The sequence below is a fragment of the Rhodopseudomonas parapalustris genome, assembly GCF_053772255.1.
Genome location: NZ_JAMKBZ010000034.1, coordinates 26029 through 45361, shown reverse-complemented (window position 1 = coordinate 45361; position 19333 = coordinate 26029). Strand labels below are relative to the sequence as shown.

Here is a 19333-nt window from a genome sequence, read left to right as displayed (position 1 = left end):
CGCATCACAAAAAGCCGCGCGCTCAAGGCATTCCGCCTGTTCGCATTTTGATGTCTCGAAACCGTGGCCGTGGCCAACAAAGTGCCGTCGAATGGCCGCTCGGCGAACGATCGTGTCCACCGCACCGCAGCACGGCGCAAGGAGGCGAAGTCGATTCGGCGCGGAACCGGTCTGTACCGGGAACGGATGGACCGGAGATAGATTGGTGGAGGAGCCGAAAGGAGGACTCCATGGCGCGACACAATCCTGACGATCCGTCCCGGCGCGATATCGACCCCAACGATCCGCGCTCCCCCTCTCAGCTCGATGCACAGTTGCAGGCCGACCCGGAAATGCGCGAAGGCCCGGTGACAGCGGGACGTCTGGCACTGTTCGCCATCGCGATCGTGATGGTGTTCGCAGCGGTGTTGTACGGGATGGGCGGGCCGGTCGGCGGCCCGACCAATCCCTCTGTCGCGACGAAGACGTCGTCGCAGCCCAACCAAACCGACGCTAACAACAATGCCCCGCCAGTGCCACCCGGCGTTCGCGATGTCACGCCGCGCAGCAGCGATCCGAATGCGCAGACCGGCGTGACCACCGGCGCCGCGCCTGCGCCGCGCGCTGCGCCGAGCAACGGCAACACCAACTAACTGTCGGTCGGCCTAACTATCGGTCTGCGTTTCGCATCACTGGAATCGACGACGCGGCGAACGGCACCAGTCGTTCGCCGCATCGTCGTGTCCGGTAGCGCACAACAACGGCGGCAAGCTGCATTCATGCCGTGTTCAGATCGAATCGGGTAGATCAACACTTGCGACAAATAGCGCGGGACGCCGACTTCGCATGGAAGGAGGCCTGCGCGCTGATGACAGCACGTTTATCTGGCAGTGAAGGGAAGAACCAACATATGAAGAAGATCTTTGCCGCAGCATTGTTCGCAGCCACGCTGGTCGGAGCCGGTGCCGCCAGTGCAATGCCGTTGGCTCCTCTCGGCGCCGCCAATTCCGGCGATGTGATCCAGGTCGCGCAGGGCTGCGGTCCGGGCTGGGCGCGCGGCCCGATGGGCCGTTGCCGTCCGATGGCTCGCCGTCCCGTCTACGGTCGCCCGCCGGTCGTCGTTCCGCCGCGCGTGATCGCGCCGCGCGCCTGCCCTCCCGGCTATGCCTGGCGTCACGGCCGCTGCTTCCGCCGGTTCTGATCGGCCCGCGACTGCTCTCGAAAAGCCCCGCTTCGCCGGGGCTTTTTTTTGCGTTCGACCTGCTTCAGCGGAAGCGGACGAGCAGCTTGCGCAAGGTGTAGAGAGGCACCCACGGAAACAAGATCGGCACGCTGCGGACGTAATCCTGATAGTCGGCCCGATCGCCGTAGCGTTCATCCTGCTTGCGCTCGAGACCGGCGGCAGCGGCCGTCATCAGCGCCTCGATATACAGCAGCCCGAGCAGCGAGAGCGCCCACGCCCAGGCGGATCCGTAGGCCGAGAGGCCGGAGAACCAGACACCGAACCAGAACAGCATCTCGCCGAAGTAATTCGGGCAGCGCACCATGCGATACAGGCCGGTGTCGCAATAATGCGATGGATGCGCGGCCTTGTAGCGATACTTCTGCCAGTCGGCGAGGCTCTCGACCCACAGCCCAGCGACCATGATCATCACCCCGAGCGGCACAGACACCGGCCACACGCCCTCGGCCTGCAGTGACAGCGTCAGCACCGCCGGCAGGAACAGCAGCGTGAACAGCAGGCTGACGCCGAGCCAGATCGCGATCGTGTGCCACAGCTTCAGTTCGGCGGTCCGCCGCTCGGCACGCGCCAGCTCCGCCGCATAGGCCGGGTTGCGTTCACGGATAGCCAGGAACAGGCCGAGCCGAACGCCGTAAGCCAGCAGCAGCACGAGCTGCAACGTCACCCAGCCCGAGATCGAGCCGTAGAACAGCAGCGCGAACACGACGCTCTGCGCCGCAATCGCGCCCGCATAACACAGGCTGACGAAGTAATAGACACGCCTGAAGCCAGGCGCAGCGACCACAAGGCAAACGGCGAAAGCCAACGCAACCAAATGCCACGGTATCGTCATGTCGGTGCACGCGTCCTTGTCCCGGTGAGCGTCCTTATAGGCCGCCCGGACATCCGGAACCATGTCCAGCATCAAAGCCGGCTGCGACCGAGCGGATGTCGCCCGGTTATTTCGCCGTACAACGCTGCCCGGGAACGCGGCTGTCGCAGACGCGCGAGACCTCGAAGAACCGCGTCCACAGCTTGCGCTGCTTGGCATTCGGCTCGGCATCGGCCGTCAATCGCAGCGCGTAGAAATTCTCGCGGCCTTGCACCGCCTTCCACCAGGTCAGCGACGGCTTGCCGCCCTCCTTGGCCTGCGGACAGCTCTCGCTCCACATCACCATCGGATACAGGTTTTCATTGCCGTGACGGAGCTGCTCGAAGCTTGCGCCGGGACAATCCGCCTTCGCTGCCTTCTCTTTCGCCGCGCGGTACGCCTCCGGCGACTGATCGGCCTGCTTGAACAACGTCTGCGCCGTGATCCGTGTGGTCGCGCTCGCGATGCTCTCGCTGCCCGGCACCATCACCGTGGTGCTTTCCTTGTCGTTGCTTGCCTCGGCCACGACCTTGAAGCCCTTGGGCGACTGCAGCAACAGCTTTTCAGTTTCCGCCGCGCGGGATGTGCCCGCGGCGATGACGGTCGCGACCAGGGACAGAATGGCAACGCGGCGCATGAACGATGAGCCCGAATGGATTGACGGCACCGGAGCTTGCCCGAGAACCGCGGCCTGTTCAATATCGCCCGGCGCCGTCGGTCGCCGATCAAAGTCCGCCATGCAGACGCGCCAGCAGCACCACGACGATCAAGCCCAGCAGCGCCGACAACAACTGCCAGAACAATAGCGGATTGCGCGCAGCGAGCGGCTGCGGGCGGACATCGAGATATTCGCCGCGCGGATGCCGCAGATCGTAGACGAACTCCGATAGCGCCGGATAGCGCTTGGCCGGGTCGAGGCTGACAGCGCGCTGCAGCGCGCGGTCGACCCAGACCGGCACTTTGGCATTGTGGTCCGCCGCCGGGCTGTAGCGCAGCTTGCGCGGCTTCAGTGCCTGATTGGCGCGGGCCAGATCGGCGCCATAGGGCAGCCGGCCGGTCAGCATCTGATAGGCGATCACGCCGAGCGAAAATTGATCCGCCAGGGGCGTGCCGCCCTGCCCGGCGAAATACTCCGGCGCCATGTATTGCACCGTGCCCAGCAATTCGTCGCCGCCCGACGGCCCCAGCTCGGCGACGCCGGCGACCCGCACCGAGCCGAAGTCGATGATCTTCACGGTGCCGCTGCGGTCGATCAGCACGTTCGCTGGACGAAGGTCCTGATGCACCATCTCCTTGCGGTGGAACGCATAGAGCCCCTTGGCGATCTGCTCGATCAGCCCGCGGACGGTTTCGAGCTCGGCGCGCGGATGGTCGATCATCCACTGCGCCAGGGTTTGCCCTTCGATGTATTCGAAGGCGACGTAGAGAAAGCTGCGCGGCCGATGCGCGGCGCGGGGTTTCAGCACATGCGGACTGTCGATCCGCCGCGCGATCCACTCCTCCAGCATGAAGCGCTTGCGGGCGTCTGGATTGTCCCGCAGATCCGAGGACGGCGTCTTCAGCGCCACCAGTTCGTCGGTTTCGAGGTCGGCAGCAAGATAGATGTGGCTGCGGCTCGACGCGTGCAGCTCGCGAATGATCCGATAGCCGTCGAACTCGGCGCGCGGCGCAAGCAGCGGCGGCAGCGGCAAGTCCGCGGCGCGGTCGAACAGATCGGCGGCGCCCGCATCCGGGACCGCATCGATCCGCACCACCTGAACGGTGAGATTGTCGTCGCTGCCGTTGGCGAAGGCCTCGCGGACGATCGCCCGCGCCGCAGCGTCGAGGTCTCGGGCGAGCTCATCCAGCGCCTTGACGATGAAGCGGTGCGCGACGTGGTCGTAGACGCCGTCTGTCGCCAGCACGAACATATCGCCGGACGCGACCGGCACCGACTGGTAGTCGATCTCGACCTGCGGATTGACGCCGAGCGCGCGGCCGAGATAGCTCTGCTCGGTCGAGATCCGGACACGGTGATCCTCGGTGAGCTGCTCCAGCGAGGCACCGGCCAGCCGGTAGATCCGGCTGTCGCCGATGTGAAACAGATGCGCCGCCGCACCTTTGATCACCAGCGCGCTCAGCGTGCAAACATAGCCCTTGTCGCGATCGTATCGATAATCGCTGCGCCGGGTTTCGGCGTGCAGCCATGAATTGGTCGCGGCGATCACCCCCTGCGCCGACGACTTCACCGACCACGCTTCCGACGTGCAATAGTAATCGGTGAGGAAGCTCTTCACCGCGGACTCGCTGGCGACCTGACTGACGTCGCTCGACGAAATGCCGTCGGCGAGCGCGATCGCGACGCCCTTTGTGGTGAGCAGCGGCTCGGCGGGCGTCAGCGCGCCGTAGAAGTCCTGGTTGACGGGCTTGCGCCCCGGCGACGACGCCTGCCCGATCGAGACTGTGAGCTGCTGCGCCATACGCCCTGCTGCGAGGAAAGACGGGAGCTTCACCCTGAGCGGCGAAGCTCCCGGATGCGATCAGATTACGCCGCGACCCGCGGCATCGGAGCAGCTTCGATCCGACGCTTTGCCCCGGTGCGGACGTGCGTGGTGTAGAGCGTCAGGCCGGTGAAGGCGAGCCCGCCGACCAGATTGCCGAGCACGGTCGGGATCTCGTTCCAGATCAGGTAGTCGAGGATCGAGAACTTAGCGTGCAGCATCAGGCCCGACGGAAACAGGAACATATTCACCACCGAGTGCTCGAACACCATGTAGAAGAACACCAGGATCGGCATCCACATCGCGATCACCTTGCCCGGCACGGTGGTCGAGATCATCGCCATCACCACGCCGGTCGAGACCATCCAGTTGCACAGCATGCCGCGGAAGAACAGCGTCGCCATGCCGGCGGCGCCATGCGCCGCGTAGCCCAAGGTGCGCCCCTCACCGATATTGCTGATCACCGTGCCGACCTTGTCGGGCCCCTGGGTGAAGCCGAACGTGGTGACGAACGCCATCAGGAACGCCACCGTCAGGGCGCCGCCGAAATTGCCGATGAAGACCAGGACCCAATTGCGCAGCACGCCGCCGAGCGTGCAGCCCGGCCGCTTGTCGAGCCAGGCCAGCGGCGCCAGCACGAACACGCCGGTGAGCAAATCGAAGCCGAGCAGATACAGCATCGAAAAGCCGACCGGGAACAGCAGCGCGCCGATCAGCGGTTGGCCGGTATTGACGTTGATCGTGACCGCGAACCACGCCGCCAGCGCAAGGATGGCGCCGGCCATATAGGCGCGGATCACCGTGTCGCGGGTGGACATCAAGATCTTGGACTCGCCGGCGTCGACCATCTTGGTGACGAATTCTGAAGGCGCGAGGTAGGACATCTGCTTCGTGCTCCGTTTGCTGCTGAAAAGGCCGCGTCGGAACGCACAAGCGACGGGAGCAACATGGGTGCGGAGCCTGGGCGACGCCGCGGCCCTCCTGAAGGAGAGCTGTCCCATTGCTGTCTGCCGGCAGGCGGCTTGGGCAATTCTCGGACGGCGGTCGTCGTTGACCGGAGCTTACTAAGCAATCGTCGTGCCAGCGCCTGACGGCTCCAGCCACGCGTATTTCCCCGAGAAATTCCTCAGATAAGCTCCTCCGGCTCAACCGCCGGCGGCACCGATGCCCAGAGTCTGCGCAACAGACCTGCGCATAGCTCGCATTTGAGGCAACCTCCCGATCCGCCAAGGGGCTCCTCAACCGCCTCTTGAATGGTCGACGCGGATTTGGCCCTTCCCTGGGTACTTGGTCCTCATCCTGAGCAGGTCGCCCTTATACAAGGAGCCCCGCGAAGCCGAGCGTCTCGAAGGATGCGGCCACGCATAAGCCCGCGGCCCATGGTTCGAGACGGCGCTTCGCGCCTCCTCACTATGAGGTCATGGCTGTCCTAAGCATCCGGAAGTGCGTAGTTTGAATCGGTAGCCCGCATCAGCGCAGCGACATGCGGGAGCACCAAACCTGGATGTCGCGTCGCTCATCCAGGCTACGCTAACGGTGATCTTATGACCACCACCCTTTCCAAGCTCGAACGAGCAGATGGGGTTCAACAGCACAGCTGGGGCGCCGCGCTCCGCTCTCAAAGCTCTCCGCCCACTAGGCTGGCCCCTCGCCGAGCGCTCGCAGCGCCGAGAGCCCTTCCCGATAGGATGGATAGGCCAATGTAACCCCCAACTCCGTGCGGATCAGATCGTTGCGGACCCGGCAATTCTCCAGATAGAAGCTGCGCGCCATCGGAGACAGCTCGGCGTGCTCGAAAGCAATTTCAGGAGGCGGTGTTCGTCCGCATAGGTCCGCGGCGAATTCGACGACCTGCTGCGGCGGTGCCGGCTCGTTGTCGGTCACATTGTAAACGGCGCCAGATCGCGGTCGCGAAAGTGACGCGGCGACCACCGCGGCGATATCGGCAACGTGAATTCGATTGAAGACTTGGCCGGGCTTGATGATACGTGTCGCCGTTCCGGCTGCGAGCTTCTCAAGTTGGTTTCGGCCCGGGCCGTAGATCCCTGATAGACGAAAAACTTGCGCGCCTAACGCCAGCCAGGCCTGCTCGGCGGCGATCCGGAGCTGCGAGCGGGGCTTTTCCGACTTCGCAGGCGTTGTTTCGTCGACCCAATTGCCGAGGTGGTCACCATACACACCGATCGTCGAAAGATAGCCGATCCACCGCGGCCTGGAGTCACTGGTGATAGAGCCAATGAAGGACGCGAGAACCGGGTCGCCGGATTCACTCGGAGGTACCGACGACAGAATGGCGTCGCTCGACTTGATATCATCAACAATCAGAGGATCGACAAAAGAGGATGAAAACACCCGTGCAGTGATCCCCCGCCGCCCCAACTCTTCGGCCTTGGCGCTTGTTCTGACGGTCGCAGTCACCTCGATCCCAGCGCCCTGCAAATGTTGCGCGATGTAGCTGGCCGAATAGCCCAAGCCAAAAATCAGAATTCTCATCCGGACATCAATTCAATTAGGCATGACGATACGCACAGATACCAGACATCTGAGCCGATGGCTGCGCCCTTATGAGTCCGCATCCTGGTTGGGCCATCAAATAAGCCTGGCCGGGAGCTACCCGCCGGCTCAAAAACACGAAGGGCGGTGATCGTGTCGCGATCACCGCCCTGTTCAACCAAACGAACCGATGCCGTTACAGCGGCATGTTGTCGTGCTTCTTCGCCGGGATTTCCATCTTCTTGTCGCGCAGCATCGCCAGCGCGCGCGCGATGCGGCGGCGGGTGGCATGTGGCATGATGACGTCGTCGATGTAGCCGCGCTCGGCCGCGATGAACGGCGACAGGAAGCGGTCCTCGTATTCCTTGGTCCGCGCCGCGATCTTGTCCGGATCGTCCATGTCCTGGCGGAAGATGATCTCGACCGCGCCCTTGGCGCCCATCACCGCGATCTGCGCCGACGGCCAGGCGTAGTTGATATCGGCGCCGATTTCCTTCGACGCCATGACGTCGAATGCACCGCCATAGGCCTTGCGGGTGATCACGGTGACCAGCGGCACGGTGCACTGCGAAAATGCGAACAGCAGCTTGGCGCCGTGCTTGATCAGGCCGCCGTATTCCTGCGCGGTGCCCGGCAGGAAGCCCGGCACGTCGACGAAGGTCACGATCGGAATGTTGAAGCTGTCGCAGAACCGCACGAACCGCGCCGCCTTCCGCGACGCGTCGCTGTCGAGCACGCCGGCGAGCACCATCGGCTGGTTGGCGACGAAGCCCACCGTGCGGCCGGCGATGCGGCCGAAACCGGTGATGATGTTCTTGGCGAACGTGTCCTGCAGCTCGAAGAAATCGCCCTCGTCCACGACTTTGAGGATCAGCTCCTTCATGTCGTAGGGCTTGTTCGGATTGTCCGGGATCAGCGTGTCGAGCGAGAAGTCCTCGCGCTCGATATCGTCGAAGCTCGGCCATTCCGGCACGCCTTCGGAGGAGTTCGCCGGCAGGAAGTCGAGCAGCCGGCGCATCTGCAGCAGGGTCTCGACGTCGTTCTCGAACGCGCCGTCGGCGATCGAGGACTTGGTGGCGTGCACCGAGGCGCCGCCGAGCTCTTCCGGAGTGACGACTTCGTTGGTCACCGTCTTCACCACGTCGGGGCCGGTGACGAACATGTAGCTGGTGTTCTTCACCATGAAGATGAAGTCGGTCATCGCTGGCGCATAGACGTCGCCGCCGGCGCACGGGCCCATGATGACGCTGATCTGCGGGATCACGCCGGAGGCCTGCACCACGCGGCGGAACACGTAGGAGTAACCGGCGAGCGCCGCGACGCCCTCCTGGATGCGGGCGCCGCCGGCGTCGTACAGGCCGATGATCGGGGCCCGCGCCTTCAGCGCCATGTCCTGGATCTTGGTGATCTTCGCCGCGTGGGTCTCGGACAGCGAGCCGCCGAACACGGTGAAGTCCTTGGCGAACACGAACACCTTGCGGCCGTTGACCGTGCCCCAGCCGGTGACGACGCCGTCGCCGGGGATCTTGGTCTTTTCCATCCCGAATTCGGTCGAGCGGTGCTGGACGAACATGTCCATTTCCTCGAACGAATGCTTGTCGAGCAGCAGGTCGATCCGTTCGCGTGCGGTGAGCCGGCCGCGGGAGTGCTGAGCGTTGATGCGCTTTTCACCGCCGCCGAGCTTGGCTGCCGTCCGCCGTTCGTCCAATGCTTCCAGGATGTGCTTCATGATCAATAAGCCGGTTTTCTTTTCTTGGTTGGGCGTGCGGAGGTTTTGCCCGTTTCACCGCAACAATCAAGGCCTTCTAGCACGGGCATTTCGCGGGAGGAAACCGCCTTGGGACGGACCGGCCTAGCCCTTTTGGCGTGTCCGAAGCCGGTTCTGCAGGCTTCGGCGGGCGGCAGCCGCGCACCGCCGCTGAATCTGCATCCGCCCGATGCGAAACCGCGATGGCGCCCTGCCCCGAACCCTCCTATATCGCGAGGCCGCCCACACGGAGCCGACCCATGACCGCCGCCCCGCCGACCGCTGATCCCGTCATGGAGAGCGGAGGCGTTCTCACCGTGCTGCGCGCCGAGGGCCTGGCGTTGTTCGTCGGCTGCTCTCTGTTCTACGTGATCTCGGATGCGCCGTGGGAGCTATACGCGCTGCTGTTCTTCGCGCCCGACCTCGGCTTTCTCGGCTATCTGGCCGGGCCGAAAGTCGGCGCGGTGGTCTACAACGTGCTGCATTCGACGGTCGGGCCGCTGCTGCTGGCGATCGCCGGGATCGTGCTGCTGATTCCGTATGCCGGCACGGTGGCGATGATCTGGCTGGCCCATATCGGCTTCGACCGCGCGCTGGGCTACGGCCTGAAGTACAAGACCGGCTTCCGCTTCACCCATCTCGGCCTGATCGGCAAGGCGCCGGCCGGCCAGCACTGAGTCAACGCACCGGGCCACGCCCCGACAGCCGCAGCACGAAGGCCAGGACTTCGGCCACCGCCTTGTACAGTTCTTCGGGGATTTCGTCGCCGAGCTCGACATGCGACAGCGCGCCGGCGAGCATCTCGTTCTCTTCGATCGGGATGTCGTGCTGTTTGGCGACTTCGATGATCTTGGCGCCGAGCACGCCCTTGCCCTTGGCGACCACCCGCGGCGCGCCGGTGTAATCGTAGTGGAGGGCGATCGCGAGCGGATTCTTGGTGTCTGTTGTGGTCACAGCGCGCGGTCCAGAAAATGGCCGGCTGCGGCCGGGCGTGGCGCGGGCGGCGTGCCGTCGCGCACCACGATATCGCCGGGCACTAGATCGGCGCGGGCGAGCGCTTGGCCGAGGTCGGCGGCGTCGGCGCGCAATTGGGCGGTCGTGGCGGGGCGCTCCGCCCATAGCCGCACCGAGGTCTTCTCCCCGCGCAGCGAGATCAGGGCGTGCACCGGACCGGCGGGCTCGACATCGAGCGAAAACCGCGCCTGCCACACTGTGCCCGCAGCGGCACCGGCCTGAGCGGCCTCGTCGCGGTCGCGCGAAATCTCGAACTGCGCCACGGCGGTTCCCTGCGGAGTGGCGAGCGGGATCTCGAAGCTCCAGCGCGGCTGGGCGGCATCGAGCCGCGCCGCCGCGGCGTCGGCGCGATCCGGCAGCGAAGCGACCTGCAGCAGCGTCTGCCGCGCCAGCGCGCCTTCGGTCTCGGTCAGAATCCGGCGCAAATTGGCATCGAGCGGGGCGTGCGGGTTGAGATTGGCGGGCATCACCGGCTGGGCGGCCGGGAGCGCGCCGGGAAACGGCGGCGGCGGCGTGTTGGTCCGGGCGATGCCGCTGTCGTCCTTGACGACGCGGGTGCCGGTCAGTGCCGGCAGCAGCGACAGCAGCACCGGATTGTTCAGCCCGGCCTTGAGCAGAATGGCGGCGGTGCGCGGATCGGCCTGCAGCGCCTGCTGCAGCGCGCTGAGCGTCGCGACATTGCGGGATGCGGCGGTCTCGGCCTGCGCGGATGTCGCGGTGCCGGTGAGCTGGGCGATCACGTTCTGCACCAGCGACTGCTCGGAGGTGCTCGCGCTCGCAGCCGCGGTCGCGGCGGCCGCGCTCGCCAGCGTCGGCGAGGCGGTGAACGGCAGCGCCGTCGTCGCGCCGTTCGCAGCGGTCGGCTCCGAAGCTTGTCCGGTGGTGGCTTGGCCGGGGGTGGTTTGGCCGGTCTTGCCGAGCAGATTGGCCTCGGCCTCGAGCTGCGCGGTGAGCGCCAGCAGCGCAGTGCCCTGCCCGTTCTGCAGCACCGGCGTCGTCGTGGCGCCGCCGGCCTGTACGGTGGCGGCGCCGAGCGCGGTGGAGAGCACCTGACGCAGCACCAGGAGCGCCGCCTTCAGGTCGGCGCCACCGGCCGCGGCCGGCCTGCCCGCCGCGAGCGCCGCTTCGAGGAAGATCCCGGAACTCTGAACCGCCTTCTGGATGTCGGCGCCGGACAGGCCGCCTGCGGTCGGCAATTGTTGCGCCAGCACTTGCGCGGCGGCCTCGCGTACCGCCGCCGGCAGCGCGCTCGAACCGGCCACCGCTCCGAGATTGGCGAACAGCGCCGACAGCCCGGTCTGATGCGTCACCGCCGTTTGGGCGGCGGTCGCGACCGCGGCGGCCTGCTGCGGGGTCAGCGCCGGAGTTGCGGCCGGCACGATGCTCGGCGCCGCCTGCGCCGAGGTCACCACGATCGCCTGGGGACCGAGCGTGACGCTGTCGACCGCCGGGCCGGACGCCGCCAGCGCCGCCTGCGCGGTCGTGGTGGTAACCGGCTGATTGACGATCGCCAGACGAATGCCGGCATCGGTCTGCGACACCGACACCTGCAAGGTCTGACCGGCCTGCAGTGGAACCTGGGTGGTGGCTTCGACGGTCTGGCCGCCGATCGCGATCCGAACCTGGTTGTTATCGAGGACCGACAGCACCTTGGCCTGCAGCACCGCGCCGGGCTGCAACAGCACGTCGGCCGTCGCACCCTGCAGCGCGACCAAAGGAAGGTTCGGATTGACCGAAATCGCCATCGCTGTCCTTTGCGGGCGGCTGCTGAAATCGCAATCCGATCAGACTAAGCGAGGGTCGTAAACCCGTCGTTAACTTCTCCGGGAACCCAGCGCCGCAATCACCCGGGCGGCGGCGGCGAACTCCGCCTGCTTGGCGGCGCGGCGCGCGGCGGCCTCCTCGTCGAGGCCCCACTGCTCGATGTTCCAATCCTCGTCGACATGCGCAGCGGCCCACACCTGATCGGCATCGAGCCGGCCGTGCGCCAGCGCCAGCGCCAGCAGCGCCGAGCCGGTGATGGTGGTGACGACATGCAGCGCGCCGATCGACCATGGATCGGCCGGCAGCGCCGCGCGCGCCGCCGCGATCGCGGTCTCCGGCTGCGCCGCGTGGATGATGCCCTGTGCCAGGATGAAATGCGCGCCGAACGCCTCCGCGGCCCAATACAGTACCGGATCCCAATGCGCAGCTTCGCGCGCGATCAGCTCCTCTGGATGCTCGGCGCGATAGAACAGCAGGTCCGAGCCGAAGTACTTGGCGATGTCGTCGGTCACCGCATCGATCCGGCCGGTGACGCCGTCGATCACGCTGTTGGCGAGCCGGGTCAGCGGCATCGTCGACGGATCGATGGTTTCGCCCTGCGCCTGCCATTCGGCGGCGATCGCTTCGGCGAGCGCGGGGTCCGGCGCGGCCAGCGCGTTGCGCGAAGGCGTCTTCACCGCGCGGCCATCGAGCCGCACCGAGAAGCCGCCGTCCTCCTCGGTGACGCTCGCCTGCGTGTAGAACCGCTTCGGCAGCTGCGCGCGGCTGGTGCGCCGCACCGCTTCGTTGGGATCGAGCGGCGACTTGCCGGCCACCTCGTCGAACAGATCACGCATCCTGGTTTCTCGACCTACTGATTGGCACAGGCGCGCGAATACGCGGCGCGCTCGCTGGCGTTGAGCCCCATCGCGGCGCCCTCGTCGAGGCAGCGCGCGATGCGGTCGCCGAAATGACCGCGCTGCCGCAGCTGCGCTTTCGGCAGGTCCGGCGCCGGCTGGATCCGCTCGTGGGTGAGCGGCGGCGGCGCAGCGAGTTGCGGCACCTTCGGCACGGTGATCACCGGCGGCGGCGGCGATGGCGGCGGCGCCATCGGCGGAATCGCCGAGGGCATGGCGCCCGGCAGCACCACCTGCGCGGCGGCAGGGCCGGCGCATGCGCCGACGACCAGAACCGCGGCCAATAGGATGTGAGGTCGCTTCATCTTGGCCATGTCGGCATCGCCGCGCGCAGCCGCAAGCCGGCGCAGGCCCTCATTCTTCCGGCGCATGTTCGATCGGATCGAACCGGTCGTGCTCGAGCCCGAGCAGGTTCCAGCTCTGCAGCATATGCGGCGGCAGCGGCGCCGAGACGTCGATGACGCCGCCGCGCGGATGCGGGATGACGATGCGGCGCGCCAAGAGATGCAGCCGGTTCTGCAGACCGCCGGGCAGCTGCCAGTTCTCGATGTTGAAGTACTTCGGATCGCCGACGATGGCGTGACCGATATGCGCCATGTGGGCGCGCAGCTGATGGGTGCGCCCGGTCACCGGCTTCAGCGACACCCAGGCCAGCTTCTGGCCGGAGGTCTCGACCACCGCGTAGTACGTCACCGCATGGCTGGCGCCGTCGTCGCCGTGCTTGGCGACGCGCATGATCGAATCCTCCTCGCTCTCGTCCTTGGCGAGGTACGTCGAGATCCGCCCCTGCTTCGGCTTCGGCACGCCGGCGACCAGCGCCCAATAGATCTTGCGCGCCGAGCGGTGGCGGAACGAGCCGGTCAGCGCGGTGGCGGCGAAGCGGGTCTTGGCGACCAAGAGACAGCCGGCGGTTTCCTTGTCGATGCGGTGCACCAGGCGCGGCTTCTGGCCCTTGGCGTCGCGCAGCACTTCCAGCATCTGGTCGATGTGCCGCGTCGTGCCCGAGCCGCCCTGCACCGCGAGGCCGGCCGGCTTGTTCAGCACCAGCACGTCGGCGTCCTCGAACAGCGTCATCTCCTTGAGCGCCGCAAGCGTCTTCTGCTCGGCTTCGGACAGATGGCCGGGCAGTTTTGGCGCGTCGAGCTTGAGCGGCGGGATGCGGACACTCTGGCCTTCTTCGAGCCGATCCTTGCTGTCGGCGCGCTTGCCGTTCACCCGCAGCTCGCCTTTGCGGACGATGCGCTGGATGTGGCTGAACGACAGCCCGGGAAACCGCGCTTCGAGGAAGCGATCGACCCGCATGCCGTTCTCGTCCGCCGTCACGGTGACGGTCTCGACCTTGGTCGGCAGAACCGCGGTTTCGGCGGCGGGCTTGGCCGGCTCGGGCCGCGACGCGTCAGGCTTCGGCGCGCGCGGCGGCGCCGGCTTGCGCACCGGCCGCGCCGACACTGGCCGCCCGTCCTCGCCGCGATTGCCGCGCACCGGCCCGTCGAGGCCCCCGCGCGGCGCCGACCGGCCGGACGCCGGCCGCGCGCCCTTGGCGCGCTCGCCGCCAGGGCCGCGCTTGGAAAGGGGTTTCTTGGTTCGACGGCTCATCAATCTTCGCTCCGGGAATAAACGCCGTGCCTAGCGCAAAAGCCGCACCCGGTCACGGGAATTGCTCGGCCTCACGCCGCCGCGACCTCGCGGCGCGGGGCGCCCGAGTTGTGCGGCAGTCCGCCCCGATCGTGAGGGGCGGCGGAGCGCCGGACAGCGCGCCTTGTCGTCGGTGGCCGCGAGCCTCGCACGCCGGAACGCCGGCGCCTTGTCTCGCGGAAACGCCCTCCGGCGCTCCACATCGCAGGCAAGTTTACGCAGCCTGCGGCTGCTATGGGCGACTTTTGGCTTCGGGACCGTTCTTCCGGGAACGCAGCGAGCTTGCGGGCTCTCCCCGCCTCCTCTGCGCCCGTCCAGCCATGCACAGGGCGGCCGCTCGTAGTAGCGGCGGACGGCGACCTTCAGCCTCCCGGAGGAAAAGAGCACGTCTGCCCCCGCCCGCAGGCGCCACACCCCGCCCCACTCCAAGACGCCTCTCAAAGCGCCCCTCGTGGACGGAATGGAATTAGGTATATGATCCTATTTGGATTCTGTCAATGCCTGGATCAACAGAGATATTCTAACTGTTCGCTCGAAAAAGCGCGGATCGTCTTACCAATTTTCTACGCTCCGTCCCGCAAGCGAATGTCTTGCTCGAACACAAGGATTCGCCGATCGGTTAGCCTCACATGGAAAACGCAAATGAAGCTTGAAACTTTCGAGGAATGGCTTGCTATTCGCAGGAACGACAGCGACGACACCGGTCACTTACCGGGGCGCCTCACCTTTGATCTCGATGAAGGGATATTTCTGGACACAATTAGATTCTTCGAGCGCGGTGCAAGACAAAACGATCCTATCATCAGCGGTGACACTCTCACGGGATGGCTTGGCTATCAGCAGCCAGCAACCCTGATCGAGCCTCGGCTCCAACAGATCAATATGGGCACCGCCAGCGTAAATCACCCAGCATTGCGCGAGTCTCGGCGCTTTGTCGCCAGCGCTATCCTGAAAAATGTCTTCTTGGAGGACATCAAGGCATCTATCTTCACTGGATTGATAGTGGAGCATCCAGCGTTTCACGCCTGGGTCAATCCTCGCCTAGTCAGTCGAGATTGGTCGGAGGACGTTAAACTTCCAACTCTCTCGGTAGACGTCCAACCGCCTCGTCAGCGACATTTGACTCTTCCAGACGGAACCTCGGCAGAAGTCGTAAGCGTAGCGCTTGCTGCCGGCAGCGACATCACGAAAGTGGAAGAGCACACCACGCTGAAATTTGAATTCCGCGAACCAGTCAATTTCGGCGTCATCACTCGTATGGCTTGGCGGATATCTTCTCTGTTCGAATTTCTGATCGGCGCACGTGTGAGCGCACCACTGTATTGGCTCCCCACAACGCAGAAGCGACAGTGGAACGATGAGGATCAGGAGATCATTGCGGAGTATTGGTACCGACCCGCACACAGAAAACGGCGTAGAGATGATCTGCCGGACATGCACGATCGCCTCATCACCGAGGAGCGATCGCCGATCTCGCTGGAGACGTTACTGAGCAATATTTCCAGAGGCAGTGACGAACTCATCTTCCTAGCCGACCAAATTCAAACGGTGGAAGATTTCGACCTCTCCATCACCCAAGGATTCGGTGAAATCCTCGGCTGCCTGGAAGCATTTGACGATCGCACATTCGGATCGGGAGCGGATGAGAATTTCAATCAAGAAAAAGAGAGCCTTAAGGAGTTGGTCAACAAACATGGATCTGATGCGAACCGAATGTTCTTTGAGCGAATAAGTGGAGCAGCGTCGAATAGGTTCTCACTTTTGAAACGTCTCGAACGTCTTCATCAAAAATGGAACGCCGATGGGTTTAGGACAAATCCAGACTTGAAACGCATAAGAGATCTACGAAACGTAGTCCCGCATGGACGAGGCCTCGAAGTGTCCAGCGAGGTTGCCCAAGAAATGGCCATCTATCTTCGCTACCTAGCGGCCTTAGGTCGCTATCATGTCCTAAAAATACTCGGTTTCACAGGAGAGGAAATAGCCGATGTTTTCATGCGGCAACCGCATCGGTACGGGCTATTCGTTCCCGAACGGATTCTGTGATCTCATGCAGCAAGCGTAGCCCGGGTGAGCGTAGCGATACCCGGGGTTTCGTCGCAAGGCCCACCCCGCATATCTCGCTGCGCTCATGCGGGCTATAAAGCGTGCCTGGGGCTGTACCAGGAAGTAAGCTGTGATCATTGATTGCTCGGCGAGTAGCGAGTAGCCCGGGTGACCGAAGCGATACCCGCGACGGGCCCGCCACCCCTCATGTCTCTGCGCTCATACGGGCTACGGTGCTTGCTGGCTCCGCTTCTACTTCTTGACAGTCTTGCGGCCTCTACATAGCGGGCATCGAATCCCACCATCTCCTTTGCATTGCGGACACTTGTAATAGCCACCTTGACCAACTGCCCACGCTTTTCCAGAGCCATCACATTTTGGACAGATGAGCGTTCCCTGACCTTCGCATCGTGGGCATCTAATGATTTCCATCGCCCCCTCCAACCGCAGGAAAGAACTACAAATAGCAGACCGAATGATACACACTTTCCGCTTGAGGCGGCGGTAAATAGGGCGCGACGGTGAAATTGAACTTAGCAAGCGTAGCCCGGGTAAGCGTAGCGATACCCGGAATTTAATCGCAAGGCCCACCCCCGCATGTCGCTGCGCTGATGTGGGCACCGATTGCTCGCCTGCGCTCCGGAAATCACGGCCTCAGCCAGGCAAACGCACGGCGGATGAAGGCCCTGCCGTCGCGGGCGACGGGGGTGCCGTGCGCCATCAGCACATGCTCGGCGGGCCAGGCGAGAACCGGTTGAAGCGAGGCACGGGCCGCGCGGCGATTGGTGAAGGCGAGACGGAATTTGCGCGGCACGGACGGCTCCGGCTCGACCATCAGGTCGCGCTTTGCCACCCAGGCGCGCCAGCCCGAGAACCAATCGACCGGAAACTGCTGGATCAGATCGGTGAACAGCACCGTGCCGCTCCGGATGTGAAAGAACACGACCTCCGTCGTGATCAGGTTTCCACGGATCAGCGCCTGATCAATCTCCGCCGCCCACTCCGGGTTCGCCACATCGCCAAGGTCGCCGTCGAACCCGATATCGCCGCGCTTCGCGCGCAGCCTTGGCGGCGCGTACAGTCTTGCGTTCGGGTAGGCCTGCTTCCATTCGGGCAGGAACAAATGGTGCAGCGAATTCGGAGCGACGATGTGACAGACCTCGCCGAGCGCATCGGCCTCGGCGCGAAGCCCGTCCGTGAGCGCGATCGGCGACCAGATGAACAGGCCGCCGCCGGACAGGCGAATGATCGCCATCCGGGTGGGGTAATGAAATCCGCTCAGCGCCACATCGGGACCGTCCGCCGTCCAGATGTCGCGACCAAATTGTTTCAGCATGGCGGGTCCAATGCAGTGAGCTTCGGAAGCGCCGCGATGTGTCTGCGTGGGCTTCGCTGCGCTCAGCGCCACCCTGCAGAAACCCGCCCCTCCGCCTCCGCCATCGCGACCTACCCCCCCAGCCGGGTCGGTGTCATCATTGAAAAACGCGATCATCCTGCCTATTCTGATAGCATCGCTGTTATCCCGCGGGGGGACGCCATCATGGTCGCCGTCACCATTCGCAACCTCTCCGACGAGGCGCATCGCGCCCTGAAGCTCCGCGCGGCGCAGCACAATCGCAGCGCCGAAGCCGAGATGCGCGCCATTCTGGAGGCTGCCGCCCGCCCCGAGAGCCGCGTGCTGCTCGGGACGGCTTTGTCGGACATAAGCCGGAAAATGGGTCTCACCAACGCCGATATCGAGGCACTCGAACAGGTCCGCGACACACGTCCCGCCGAGCCGATGAAGTTCGAATGACTTGACGCTTCGGAATTGGTGCTTCGAATGATCCTGCTCGACACCAATGTCGTCTCCGAGGCGATCAAGCCCGAACCTCACCCCTTGGTCCGCGCCTGGCTCGACACTCAGGCGGCCGAGACCTTGTTCCTGTCCAGCATCACCGTGGCCGAACTTCTCTTCGGCGTCGGCGCGATGCCGGACGGCAAGCGAAAGGACCTGCTGGCAGTTCGGATCGACGGCTTGCTGGAGCAGTTCGACCACCGCGTCCTGCACTTCGATACGCCTGCGGCGCGGCGCTATGCAGATCTCGCCGTCCAGGCGCGCGCGGCCGGTAAGGGCTTCCCCACGCCCGACGGCTATATCGCCGCGATCGCTGCCGCACACGGCTGTAGTGTCGCGTCGCGCGACGCAAGCGCGTTCGACGCCGCAGGCCTGACGGTCATTAATCCTTGGACGGCCGGCGACTGAGCAAGCGTAGCCCAGGTGAGCGAAGCGATACCCGGGCTCACAGGATTGATACGCCGCCCCGCATCTCGCTGCGCTCATGCGGGCCACAGTCCTCGATCGGGCGAACAGCTCACCTCGAGATTCCGGCTTCGCGCGCGGTTCGCGCACCCCGGAATGACGGGGTGCGTCGCCATCTTGCACTCGGCGTTCGAAACCGCGACACTCCGCGGCAATCAGAAGCTTTGGGGGAAACCAGACGCATGCAATACGACGACGTGGTCCGCGGCCGCCGCTCGATCCGCGGCTACAAGCCTGATCCCGTACCGCGGGAATTGATCGAGGAGATCCTCGAACTGGCGATGCGGGCGCCCTCCTCGATGAACAGCCAACCGTGGAATTTCACCGTGCTCACCGGCGAGCCGCTGGACCGCATCCGCGCCGGCAACACCGAGCGCAACCTCGCCGGCGTGCCGCACAGCCGCGAATTCCGGACCGGGCAGCCGTTCGCCGGCCCTCATCGCGAGCGGCAGATCACCGTCGCCAAGCAACTGTTCTCGGCGATGGGGATCGCGCGCGACGATCAGGCCAAGCGGCAGGACTGGGTGCTGCGCGGCTTCCGCCAGTTCGACGCGCCGGTGTGTATCATCATCACCTACGACCGCACGCTGAGCGACAGCGACGACACCCCGTTCGATTGCGGCGCGGTGACCAACGCGCTGGTCAACGCCGCGTGGTCGCGGGGCTTAGGGGCAGTGATCAACAGCCAGGGCATCATGCAATCTCCGGTGGTACGCGAGCATGCCGGCATCGCCGACGATCAGGTGATCATGAAGGCGATCGCGCTCGGCTGGCCGGACGACGAATTCCCCGCCAACGCCGTGGTGTCGGAACGCAAGCCGGTGCGCGAAGCCGCGCGGTTCGTCGGGTTCGACGGCTGACACGAGCCGAGCCGACATCGCTCC

General features: G+C 64.9%; 19 protein-coding genes. 7 read left to right on the top strand and 12 right to left on the bottom strand.

Translation table 11 applies throughout. The annotated features are described in order from the left end of the window. Positions 1 to 230: 230 nt before the first annotated feature. Together M9H71_RS22030 and M9H71_RS22025 are read left to right on the top strand one after the other, a co-directional pair. The gene (locus tag M9H71_RS22030) at positions 231 to 632 is read left to right on the top strand and encodes a hypothetical protein (RefSeq protein WP_455407019.1); all 402 of its coding nucleotides are present in this window, start codon (positions 231 to 233) and stop codon (positions 630 to 632) included. Between the two features lie 257 nt (positions 633 to 889). Beyond that, the gene (locus M9H71_RS22025; RefSeq protein ID WP_455407018.1) at positions 890 to 1180 is read left to right on the top strand and encodes a GCG_CRPN prefix-to-repeats domain-containing protein; all 291 of its coding nucleotides are present in this window, start codon (positions 890 to 892) and stop codon (positions 1178 to 1180) included. Between the two features lie 64 nt (positions 1181 to 1244). Here M9H71_RS22025 and M9H71_RS22020 read toward each other — a convergent pair whose 3' ends face one another. The 6 genes from M9H71_RS22020 to M9H71_RS21995 all read right to left on the bottom strand — a co-directional run bounded on the left by M9H71_RS22020 (position 1245) and on the right by M9H71_RS21995 (position 8774). After that, positions 1245 to 2054, bottom strand: a complete 810-nt coding sequence (locus tag M9H71_RS22020; RefSeq protein WP_455407028.1) for a DUF1295 domain-containing protein — start codon at positions 2052 to 2054, stop codon at positions 1245 to 1247. 106 nt (positions 2055 to 2160) lie between these two features. Further along, positions 2161 to 2709, bottom strand: a complete 549-nt coding sequence (locus M9H71_RS22015) for a hypothetical protein (protein ID WP_455407017.1) — start codon at positions 2707 to 2709, stop codon at positions 2161 to 2163. Between the two features lie 88 nt (positions 2710 to 2797). After that, a complete protein-coding gene (locus tag M9H71_RS22010; RefSeq protein WP_455407016.1) occupies positions 2798 to 4531 on the bottom strand; it encodes a protein kinase domain-containing protein in 1734 nt (577 codons plus the stop codon). Positions 4532 to 4596: 65 nt separating this feature from the next. Further along, positions 4597 to 5436, bottom strand: a complete 840-nt coding sequence (locus tag M9H71_RS22005; protein WP_455407015.1) for a formate/nitrite transporter family protein — start codon at positions 5434 to 5436, stop codon at positions 4597 to 4599. 751 nt (positions 5437 to 6187) lie between these two features. Beyond that, on the bottom strand, positions 6188 to 7045 hold the full coding sequence (locus M9H71_RS22000; protein WP_455407014.1) for an SDR family oxidoreductase: 858 nt from the start codon (positions 7043 to 7045) through the stop codon (positions 6188 to 6190). A gap of 196 nt (positions 7046 to 7241) precedes the next feature. Further along, a complete protein-coding gene (locus tag M9H71_RS21995; protein WP_455407013.1) occupies positions 7242 to 8774 on the bottom strand; it encodes an acyl-CoA carboxylase subunit beta in 1533 nt (510 codons plus the stop codon). 278 nt (positions 8775 to 9052) lie between these two features. On the opposite strand from M9H71_RS21995, the gene M9H71_RS21990 reads away from it, so the two are divergent. Next, positions 9053 to 9469: a DUF4260 domain-containing protein gene (locus tag M9H71_RS21990; RefSeq protein WP_455407012.1), complete on the top strand. Its 417-nt coding sequence runs from the start codon at positions 9053 to 9055 to the stop codon at positions 9467 to 9469. Position 9470: 1 nt separating this feature from the next. Here M9H71_RS21990 and M9H71_RS21985 read toward each other — a convergent pair whose 3' ends face one another. The 5 genes from M9H71_RS21985 to M9H71_RS21965 all read right to left on the bottom strand — a co-directional run bounded on the left by M9H71_RS21985 (position 9471) and on the right by M9H71_RS21965 (position 14062). Continuing rightward, the gene (locus M9H71_RS21985; RefSeq protein WP_164604882.1) at positions 9471 to 9746 is read right to left on the bottom strand and encodes an EscU/YscU/HrcU family type III secretion system export apparatus switch protein; all 276 of its coding nucleotides are present in this window, start codon (positions 9744 to 9746) and stop codon (positions 9471 to 9473) included. Further along, on the bottom strand, positions 9743 to 11551 hold the full coding sequence (gene fliK, locus M9H71_RS21980; protein ID WP_455407011.1) for a flagellar hook-length control protein FliK: 1809 nt from the start codon (positions 11549 to 11551) through the stop codon (positions 9743 to 9745). The genes M9H71_RS21985 and fliK overlap by 4 nt, the downstream gene beginning before the upstream one ends. Positions 11552 to 11620: 69 nt before the next feature. Next, positions 11621 to 12406, bottom strand: a complete 786-nt coding sequence (locus M9H71_RS21975; protein ID WP_455407010.1) for an ATP12 family chaperone protein — start codon at positions 12404 to 12406, stop codon at positions 11621 to 11623. A gap of 14 nt (positions 12407 to 12420) precedes the next feature. Next, positions 12421 to 12837 carry a hypothetical protein gene (locus M9H71_RS21970; RefSeq protein WP_455407009.1) on the bottom strand — a complete coding sequence of 139 codons (417 nt, stop codon included), beginning with the start codon at positions 12835 to 12837 and terminating at the stop codon, positions 12421 to 12423. Next, on the bottom strand, positions 12821 to 14062 hold the full coding sequence (locus M9H71_RS21965; protein ID WP_455407008.1) for an RluA family pseudouridine synthase: 1242 nt from the start codon (positions 14060 to 14062) through the stop codon (positions 12821 to 12823). Before M9H71_RS21965 ends, M9H71_RS21970 begins: the two co-directional genes overlap by 17 nt. 681 nt (positions 14063 to 14743) lie before the next feature. Between M9H71_RS21965 and M9H71_RS21960 the strand changes: the two genes are divergently transcribed. Further along, a complete protein-coding gene (locus M9H71_RS21960) occupies positions 14744 to 16147 on the top strand; it encodes an ApeA N-terminal domain 1-containing protein (RefSeq protein ID WP_455407007.1) in 1404 nt (467 codons plus the stop codon). A gap of 646 nt (positions 16148 to 16793) precedes the next feature. Here the strand turns inward: M9H71_RS21960 and M9H71_RS21955 are convergent. After that, entirely contained in the window at positions 16794 to 17483 is a 690-nt protein-coding gene (locus tag M9H71_RS21955) for a DUF4336 domain-containing protein (RefSeq protein ID WP_455407027.1), read from the bottom strand. A 204-nt stretch (positions 17484 to 17687) separates the two neighbouring features. Between M9H71_RS21955 and M9H71_RS21950 the strand changes: the two genes are divergently transcribed. The 3 genes from M9H71_RS21950 (at position 17688) to M9H71_RS21940 (ending at position 19309) form a co-directional block, all read left to right on the top strand. Further along, positions 17688 to 17942, top strand: coding sequence for a FitA-like ribbon-helix-helix domain-containing protein (locus M9H71_RS21950; RefSeq protein WP_455407006.1), 255 nt, complete (start codon positions 17688 to 17690; stop codon positions 17940 to 17942). A gap of 27 nt (positions 17943 to 17969) precedes the next feature. Continuing rightward, positions 17970 to 18392 carry a PIN domain-containing protein gene (locus tag M9H71_RS21945; protein ID WP_455407005.1) on the top strand — a complete coding sequence of 141 codons (423 nt, stop codon included), beginning with the start codon at positions 17970 to 17972 and terminating at the stop codon, positions 18390 to 18392. 239 nt (positions 18393 to 18631) lie between these two features. After that, the gene (locus M9H71_RS21940; protein WP_455407004.1) at positions 18632 to 19309 is read left to right on the top strand and encodes a nitroreductase; all 678 of its coding nucleotides are present in this window, start codon (positions 18632 to 18634) and stop codon (positions 19307 to 19309) included. Positions 19310 to 19333 lie beyond the last annotated feature (24 nt).